2 protein-coding genes are annotated in these 1,423 nt (G+C 70.5%); one reads left to right on the top strand and one right to left on the bottom strand.

Going from position 1 to position 1,423, the window contains the following annotated elements:
- The coding region (locus P409_RS34255) for a HugZ family pyridoxamine 5'-phosphate oxidase (protein WP_034849302.1) at positions 1 to 457 on the bottom strand (457 nt) is incomplete at its 3' end.
- 145 nt (positions 458 to 602) lie between these two features.
- Between P409_RS34255 and P409_RS34250 the strand changes: the two genes are divergently transcribed.
- Positions 603 to 1,301 (top strand): response regulator transcription factor, encoded by a 699-nt coding sequence (locus P409_RS34250; RefSeq protein WP_034849301.1) that lies wholly within the window; start codon positions 603 to 605, stop codon positions 1,299 to 1,301.
- Positions 1,302 to 1,423: the final 122 nt, after the last annotated feature.

Genomic DNA, 1,423 nt, shown 5'->3' with positions numbered 1-1,423 from the left:
GCAGGTCATCGGCGTCGAAGCGGTGGATGGCGCCGAAGCCGGCGACCATGTGGCCGCGTTCGACCCGCACCCGCCACAGGCTGAAATCCGGGAAGCCGGCATAGCCGGCGGCGTCCGGATGCCGGGCCAGGTAGCGGGCGCGCAGCCCCGGGTCGTCCGCCGGCTCGGCCCGGCCGGCCACGGTCAGGCGCGGCCCGGTCAGCGGCTGGTCGAAGCCGGCGGTGCCGTCGAACAGCAGCGAGGCCCGGGAGTCGCGCTCCAGGTTGCCGGTGTGCTCCGCCAGGCGCGAGATCAGCAGCAGCGGCTGGCCGGCCGGGTCGGTCGCCACCAGCACCAGCGAGGCGTAGGGCCCGCCATCCGCGTCCAGCGTCGCCAGCGCCGCGCGGTCCAGGCTGCGCAGCAGGAGCCGGGCGTGTCCGGCCGGGTGGGCCGCCAGGGCGGGGTCCGATGTCGTCATGGCGCCGCTACCTCGCTGGTTTTCTTTGCAGATTACCTCGTCCGAGTGACATTTTGGCCGCGAATACGCCATATTGGGCGTTCAGCGTCCCCGGCAAGGTGCATTTGCACCCGCCGGGGGCGGGTGGTGGAGAGTGGAGGGGGCCATGGCCCAGACCATCGCGCTGGTCGATGACGACCGTAACATCCTGACATCGGTCGCGATGTCGCTGGAGTCGGAAGGCTACGAGGTCCGCACCTTCTCCGACGGCGACGAGGCGCTGCGCGGGCTGGCCCAGAAGCCGGTCGACCTGGCCGTTCTCGACATCAAGATGCCGCGCATGGACGGGATGGAGCTCTTGGGCCGGCTGCGCAAGACCACCAACATGCCGGTGATCTTCCTGACCTCGAAGGACGACGAGGTCGACGAGCTGCTCGGCCTGCGCATGGGCGCCGACGACTACATCAAGAAGCCGTTCTCGCAGCGCCTGCTGATCGAGCGCATCCGGGCCCTGCTGCGGCGCGAGCAGCTGGCGACCGACACCACCCCGGCCGACCCCGCCGCCGTGGTCACCCGCGGCGACCTGACGCTGGACGGCAACCGCCATGCCTGCCTGTGGCGCGGCGAGACCATCGACCTGACGGTCACCGAGTTCCTGCTGGTCAAGGCCCTGGCCATCCGCCCCGGCCACGTCAAGAGCCGCGACCAGCTGATGGACGCGGCCTATGGCGAGCACATCTATGTCGACGACCGCACCATCGACAGCCACATCAAGCGCATCCGCAAGAAGTTCAAGGCGATCGACACCGAGTTCAGCCATATCGAGACGCTGTACGGCGTCGGCTACCGCTACAAGGAGGCCTGAGCGCGCCCCGTTGCTGAGTGCTGGCCGCCCCTGCCCGGCCGCGATGCGGAGCTGACCGCCGCATGACGCCATGACGGCCCCGTTACGAGCCTCCCGCGGCCCCGCGCCGCGCCTCGGCGAGC

The sequence above is a fragment of the Inquilinus limosus MP06 genome (assembly GCF_000767795.1).
Lineage (GTDB): Bacteria > Pseudomonadota > Alphaproteobacteria > DSM-16000 > Inquilinaceae > Inquilinus > Inquilinus limosus_E.
Note: the sequence above shows the minus strand (reverse complement) of the source record. Positions and strands in the feature narration are given on the sequence as shown.

Excerpts from the sequence above, each read along its gene's own strand:
- P409_RS34250 (WP_034849301.1), top strand. The coding sequence starts at position 603 with ATGGCCCAGACCATCGCGCTGGTCGATGACGACCGTAACATCCTGACA.